Consider the following 6,815-nt stretch of genomic DNA (forward strand, 5'->3'; position numbering starts at 1 on the left):
CGCAGTGCGCTGGCGGCGCTGCAGGCGCTGGGAATTCGCAGCGTGATGCTGACCGGCGATAACCCGCGCGCCGCCGCCGCGATTGCCGCCGAACTCGGCATCAGCTATCGCGCCGGTCTGTTGCCTGCGGATAAGGTAGCCGCCGTGCGTGAACTGGGCGAGCAACAGCCGCTGGCGATGGTCGGCGATGGCATCAACGATGCGCCAGCCATGAAGGCCGCAACGCTGGGGATTGCCATGGGCAGCGGCACCGATGTGGCGCTGGAAGCGGCCGATGCGGCTCTGACGCAGAATAACCTGGCGATTCTGCCGCGCACCGTGCAGCTGGCACGCCGCACGCGCGCCATCATCCGTCAGAATATTGCGCTGGCGCTGGGGCTGAAGGCGATTTTCCTCGTCACCACGCTGCTCGGCTTTACCGGCCTGTGGCTGGCAGTGCTGGCCGATTCCGGTGCCACCGCGCTGGTCACCGCCAACGCACTGCGCCTGCTGCGTCAGCGCTGAGGCGGGCGGATGCCGCGGTCAGGCATCCGCGCCTTTCTGGATCAGATACTGGTACGGCAGGCTCTCGGTCTGCTGTGCCAGCAGCTGATGCTCCATAAAGCGGCAGAAGCCGGGAATATCACGCGTGGTCGCCGGATCGTCGGCGATGATCAGCAACGTTTCGCCCGCCTGCATGGTACGCACGGTTTTGCGCACCATCATCACCGGCTCCGGGCAGCGCAGCCCAAGCGCATCAAGCGTATGGTCCGCAGCGGAAAAAGGATCGCTCATGATTCTCTGTCTTTATTCAGGGTGGGCGCTCATTCTAACGCGCTACAGCGCGCGCGCAAGGCGAGAACGATTGCGCTAAAATTAACCATTGCATTTGTTGCGCAACACGCTAAGATGCCGTCCGATTTTTTAATGTTACTGCCAATTCCTCAAAATAATTCAGGTTTTAGGAAGGCGGCAAGCCTGCTCACCTCAGGAGCTTACTGAAGTAAGTGACTGGGGTGAGCAGGCGCAGCCAACGCACATAAAACCTGAAGTATGAAGAGGATGGGTTCCCTCACCCCATTTTTAAAAAAAGGCCTTTATGATCAACTTCTCTGCTCGTCAGCGCATGCATGCGCTATTCTGGCTATCGCTGTTTCACCTGCTGGTGATTACCTCCAGTAACTATCTGGTGCAGCTGCCGGTCGCGATTTTCGGCTTCCACACCACCTGGGGTGCGTTTAGCTTCCCGTTTATTTTTCTCGCCACCGATCTCACCGTGCGTATTTTTGGCGCACCGCTGGCACGGCGCATTATCCTTGCGGTGATGATTCCGGCGCTGTTTATCTCCTACATCGTGTCGTGTGTGTTTTATCAGGGCGCGTGGCAGGGCTGGGCCTCGCTGCAGGAGGTCAATCTGTTCGTGGCGCGTATCGCCTGCGCCAGCTTTATGGCCTATGCGCTGGGGCAGATTCTTGATGTGCACGTGTTCAACCGCCTGCGTAAACTGCCGCAGTGGTGGATTGCGCCTGCCTGTGCCATGTTCCTCGGCAATATCAGCGATACGCTGGCCTTCTTCTTTATCGCCTTTTATAAGAGTCCGGACCCGTTCATGGCCAGCCACTGGGTGGAGATCGCGCTGGTGGATTACAGCTTCAAAGTGCTGATCTGCATGGTTTTCTTCCTGCCTGCTTACGGTGTTCTGCTCAATGCGGCACTTAAGCGCCTGGCGGAACGTTCGGCTCAGCGCCAGATGAATTTCGGCTAATTGAACGTAGACGAAACGCCACGGCACGCTAAGATTTCCTGACAAAGCGCTGATTGCTTTTAAGCACCGATTCCGTTTTGATAACGGCTGATGGAAACCTTACGAAGGGATAAGAATGCGTAACTTAGTGAAATATGCGGGCATCGGCCTGCTGGTGTTAGGCCTGGCGGCGTGTGATCAGAAGAAAGACGACACGGCGGCAAACAGCAACGGCGCCAGCGCCAGTCAGTCAGCACAGACAGTAAACCTGATGGACGGTAAGCTGAGTTTCAGCCTGCCAGCAGGCATGTCAGATAAGAGCGGCAAGCTGGGTTCGGAATCCACCAATATGCACGTGTATGCCGATGAAACCGGCCAGCGCGCAATTATCGTGATTGCGGGCGATCCGACCAGTGAAGGACTGGATGCGCTGGCTCAGCGTCTGGAGCAGCAGCAGCGCAACCGCGATCCGCAGCTGCAGGTGGTGTCGAATAAAGCGGTGACGCTGAAAGACCAGCCGGCACAGCAGCTGGATACGGTGATTTCCGCCAATAACCAGACCTCCTGGTCCTCGGTTATTCTGGCGAAGGTGGACGGTAAACTGCTGACACTGCAGATCACCCTGCCCGCCGACAATCAGCAGCAGGCGCAGAGCGATGCCGATGCGATTGTGAAGAGCATTACCCTGAAGTAAGTTTGCACCAACGGTAGCGGCGCGATTTATCGCGCGTTGTTAAAAACCGCGCAATGAATTGCGCCGCTACAGAATGTGCCTCGTTTATAACCTCACCGGCGAAATATGCCAGATCTCATCCGCGTACTCCTGAATGGTACGGTCGGCGGAGAAATAGCCCATATTGGCGATGTTCAGCGCCGCACGCCGCTGCCACTCTTCCGGCTGACGATAAAGCTTATCCACCTTATCCTGGGTATCCACGTAACTGCGGTAATCCGCCAGCAGCTGATAATGATCGCCAAAGTTGACCAGCGCGTCGAACAGGTTACGGTAGCGCCCTGGCTCCTGCGGGCTGAAGACGCCGCTGGCGATTTGCGTCAGCGCCTGGTGCAGTTCCGCATCCTCTTCATAGTATTTACGCGGGTTATAGCCCTCAGTGCGCAGCTTTTCCACCTGCGGCGTGGTGTTGCCGAAGATAAAGATATTCTCTGCGCCGACGTGCTCGCGCATCTCCACGTTGGCCCCGTCCAGCGTACCGATGGTCAGCGCGCCGTTTAGCGCAAACTTCATGTTACTGGTGCCGGAGGCTTCGGTGCCGGCGGTAGAGATCTGCTCGGAGAGATCCGCCGCCGGAATGATGATCTGCGCCAGGCTGACGCCGTAGTTAGGAATAAACACTACCTTCAGCTTGTTCTTCACCTGCGGATCGTTGTTGATCACGTTGGCGACATCGTTGATCAGGTGGATGATGTGCTTGGCGACGTAATAGGCCGACGCCGCTTTCCCGGCGAAGATATTGACGCGCGGCACCCACTCTGCGGTCGGATCGGCTTTGATGCGGTTGTAACGCGTGATGACGTGCAGCACGTTCAGCAGCTGACGTTTGTATTCGTGAATACGCTTGATCTGCACGTCGAACAGCGCCTGCGGATCCAGCACGATATCCATATTCTTCGCCACCCACTCCGCGAGGCGCTTCTTGTTGGCGAACTTGGCATCGGCGATCTGTTCAATAAACGCCGGATAGTCAATGTGCGGCACCAGCTCGCTCAGCTGAGCCAGATCGGTACGCCAGGTGCGGCCAATGGCGTCATCCAGCACTTCTGACAAGGCCGGGTTGGCCAGCGCCAGCCAGCGGCGCGGCGTCACGCCGTTGGTTTTATTGCAGAAGCGCCCCGGGAACAGACGGGCAAAATCGGCGAACAGCGACTGCACCATCAGATTAGAGTGCAGCTCCGACACGCCGTTAACTTTGTGGCTAACCACCACCGCCAGCCACGCCATGCGGATGCGGCGACCATCGTTTTCGTCGATGATCGAGATGCGCGCCATCAGATCCCAGTCGTCCGGATAGTAGTCCTGAATGGTCTTCAGGAAGTAGTCATTGATTTCGAAGATGATGCTGAGGTGACGCGGCAGGATCTTGCCGATCATGTCCACCGGCCAGGTCTCCAGCGCTTCGCTCATCAGCGTATGGTTGGTGTACGAGAACACCTGGCAGGTGACTTCAAAGGCGTCGTCCCAGGTAAACTTGTGCTCATCAATCAGCAGACGCATCAGCTCAGGAATCGCCAGCACCGGATGGGTATCGTTGAGGTGGATGGCAATTTTGTCGGCCAGGTTGTCCCAGGTTTCATGCATCTGCCAGTGGCGATTGAGGATATCCTGCACCGTGGCGGAGACGAGAAAATACTCCTGGCGCAGACGTAGCTCGCGCCCGGAGTAGGTCGAGTCGTCGGGATAGAGCACGCGCGACACGTTCTCCGAGTGGTTTTTATCTTCCACCGCCGCGAAGTAGTCGCCCTGATTAAACTTGCCGAGGTTGATTTCGTTACTGGCCTGCGCGCCCCACAGCCGCAGCGTATTGGTGGCATCGGTGTCGAAGCCAGGGATGATCTGATCGTAGGCCATCGCCACGATCTCTTCGGTCTCAACCCAGCGCACCCGGCTGCCTTCATGCTGCAACCGCCCGCCAAAACGCACTTTGTAGCGGGTGTTAAAGCGCTGGAACTCCCACGGGTTGCCGTACTCCAGCCAGTAATCCGGCGATTCACGCTGCTGGCCGTCAACAATGTTCTGTTTGAACATGCCGTAATCGTAGCGAATACCGTAGCCGCGTCCGGGCAGGCCCAGCGTGGCCAGCGAGTCGAGGAAGCAGGCCGCCAGCCGGCCAAGACCGCCGTTGCCGAGCCCGGGGTCGTTCTCTTCTTCCATCAGCTCGCTGAGGTCGAGTCCCATCTCATCCAGCGCCTGGTTGAGGTCGTCATAGATACCCATCGCCAGCAAGGCATTGCCCAGCGTGCGCCCCATCAGAAACTCCATCGACAGGTAATAAACCTGACGCACATCCTGCGACAGTTGCGCACGGCTGGAGCGCAGCCAGCGCTCCACCATGCGATCGCGTACCGCCAGCAGCGCGGCGTTCAGCCACTCATGCTTGTTGGCGATCGACGGATCTTTACCAATGGTAAACATCAGCTTATAGGCGATTGAGTGCTTGAGGGCGTCAACCGTCAGCGTGGGTGAGGCATAGGTGAAAGGTGCGTTCATATGCGGTATCCCAATCTCTCATTACAGCAAGCGTTGATAAAGATCGCGGTAGGCTTGTGCTGCCACCTGCCAACTAAAATCCATCCCCATCGCCTGGCGCTGAACATAACGCCAGAGTGAAGGACGGGACCATAAAACAAAAGCACGACGAATCGCGCGCAGCAGTGACCAGGCATTGCTGTCTTCGAAGCTGAAGCCGCTGGCTACGCCGTCGGCGAGGTTTTCCAGCGAGCTGTCCTGTACGGTATCCGCCAGTCCACCGGTGCGCCTGACCAGCGGCAGCGTGCCATATTTCAGGCCGTACAACTGCGTCAGACCGCACGGTTCGAAACGGCTGGGCACCATAATGACGTCCGCGCCACCGACAATGCGGTGCGAGAAGGCTTCGTGATAACCAATTTGCACGCCGACGCTGCCCGGATGCTCAGCGGCTGCGGCGAGGAAGCCCTGCTGCAGTTCCGCATCGCCCTGGCCCAGCAGCACCAGTTGCCCGCCCTGCGCCAGCAGTCCCGGCAGCGCTTCCAGCACCAGATCCAGCCCTTTCTGTTTGGTTAAACGGCTGATAACGCAGAACACCGGCACTTTTTCATCAACCTTCAGCCCCATGGCAATCTGCAGCTGACGTTTATTCTCCGCTTTGCTCTCCAGCGTGTCGCGGTCGTAGCGGGCGGTCAGCAACAGGTCGTGTGCCGGATCCCAGATGCCGGGATCGACCCCGTTGAGAATCCCGCTCAGCCGTCCTTCGCGCAGCCGCTGCTCCAGCAGCGCTTCCATGCCGTAGCCGAACTCCGGCCGGGTGATCTCCAGCGCATAGGTCGGGCTGACCGCAGTTATATGATCGGCATAAAACAGGCCGGCCTTTAGGTAAGAAATCTGGCCGTAGAATTCCAGCCCGTGCATTTCAAAATAGGCGCGCGGGATCTGGATTTCGTCCAGATGCCGCGCGGAAAACAGCCCCTGATACGCCAGGTTATGCACGGTAAACACCGTTTTCGCCGGACGTCCGCGTGCGGCGATATAGGCCGGAGCCAGACCGGCGTGCCAGTCGTGCGCGTGCACGATGTCCGGCTGCCAGTAAGTGTCCAGCCCGCTGGCCAGCTCGGCCGCCATCCAGCCGAGCAGCGCAAAGCGCAGGTAGTTATCGACATAGGCAAACTGCGACGTATCGTGGTACGGGCTGCCGGGACGATCGTACAGTCCCGGCGCATCAATCAAATATATTCCCACGCCGTTGAAGGGCCCAAACAGCAAGCGGACCGGCCCGGCAAAGGTTTGCAGCTCCGCCACCACTTCGGTATCAGGAATCCCTTTACGCAGATCCGGAAACGCCGGAATCAGCACCCGCGTGTCCATACCTTCGGCAATTTGTGCCTGAGGCAATGCGCCGACGACATCAGCCAGTCCGCCGGTTTTTAGCAGCGGGAAAAGCTCTGAACAGACATGTAAAACCTGCATCCTGAACCCCTATTGTGTTATCGCCCGCGTTCCACGCGGCAATGTTCTTTGCCTTTCGTCACTTACTGACCCGCAGCGGCCAATTTGGCCAGCATGGCGCGCGTCACCAGTACGATGCCCTCTTCTGAACGGTAAAAACGGCGACTATCCTCATCCGGATTTTCGCCAATCACCATGCCTTCCGGAATGACGCAGGCACGGTCTATGACGCAGCGACGCAAACGGCACGATCGCCCGATAACCACATCGGGCAGCAGCACCGCCGAATCAATATTGCAAAACGAGTTAACGCGCACGCGCGGGAACAGCACCGAATTCACCACCACCGAGCCGGAGATAATGCAGCCGCCGGAGACCAGCGAGTTCATGGTCATGCCGTGACTGCCGGATCGATCCTGGACAAATTTGGCC

General features: G+C 58.3%; 6 protein-coding genes and 1 pseudogene. 3 read left to right on the plus strand and 4 right to left on the minus strand.

Going from position 1 to position 6,815, the window contains the following annotated elements:
- A partial coding sequence (locus ERD80_RS08575) for an HAD-IC family P-type ATPase (protein ID WP_136546543.1) occupies positions 1-504 on the plus strand: 504 nt, incomplete at its 5' end.
- Between the two features lie 18 nt (positions 505-522).
- On the opposite strand, the gene tusA is transcribed toward ERD80_RS08575, so the two are convergent.
- On the minus strand, positions 523-774 hold the full coding sequence (gene tusA, locus ERD80_RS08580; RefSeq protein ID WP_021508017.1) for a sulfurtransferase TusA: 252 nt from the start codon (positions 772-774) through the stop codon (positions 523-525).
- Between the two features lie 304 nt (positions 775-1,078).
- Here tusA and ERD80_RS08585 point away from each other — a divergent pair, with 304 nt between their 5' ends.
- The gene (locus tag ERD80_RS08585) at positions 1,079-1,744 is read left to right on the plus strand and encodes a 7-cyano-7-deazaguanine/7-aminomethyl-7-deazaguanine transporter (protein ID WP_021508018.1); all 666 of its coding nucleotides are present in this window, start codon (positions 1,079-1,081) and stop codon (positions 1,742-1,744) included.
- Between the two features lie 115 nt (positions 1,745-1,859).
- Entirely contained in the window at positions 1,860-2,417 is a 558-nt protein-coding gene (locus ERD80_RS08590; protein WP_021508019.1) for a DcrB family lipoprotein, read from the plus strand.
- A gap of 84 nt (positions 2,418-2,501) precedes the next feature.
- Here the strand turns inward: ERD80_RS08590 and glgP are convergent, their stop codons facing one another.
- From glgP to glgC, 3 genes and pseudogenes are all read right to left on the minus strand, one after another.
- Positions 2,502-4,949 carry a glycogen phosphorylase gene (glgP, locus tag ERD80_RS08595; RefSeq protein WP_058769996.1) on the minus strand — a complete coding sequence of 816 codons (2,448 nt, stop codon included), beginning with the start codon at positions 4,947-4,949 and terminating at the stop codon, positions 2,502-2,504.
- A 21-nt stretch (positions 4,950-4,970) separates the two neighbouring features.
- Positions 4,971-6,404 carry a glycogen synthase GlgA gene (gene glgA, locus ERD80_RS08600; RefSeq protein ID WP_136546545.1) on the minus strand — a complete coding sequence of 478 codons (1,434 nt, stop codon included), beginning with the start codon at positions 6,402-6,404 and terminating at the stop codon, positions 4,971-4,973.
- A gap of 62 nt (positions 6,405-6,466) precedes the next feature.
- Positions 6,467-6,815, minus strand: a pseudogene (gene glgC / locus ERD80_RS08605) (glucose-1-phosphate adenylyltransferase); the annotation flags it as partial.

The organism is Pantoea sp. R102 (genome assembly GCF_004916815.1).
GTDB classification, from domain to species: Bacteria; Pseudomonadota; Gammaproteobacteria; order Enterobacterales; family Enterobacteriaceae; genus Pantoea; species Pantoea dispersa.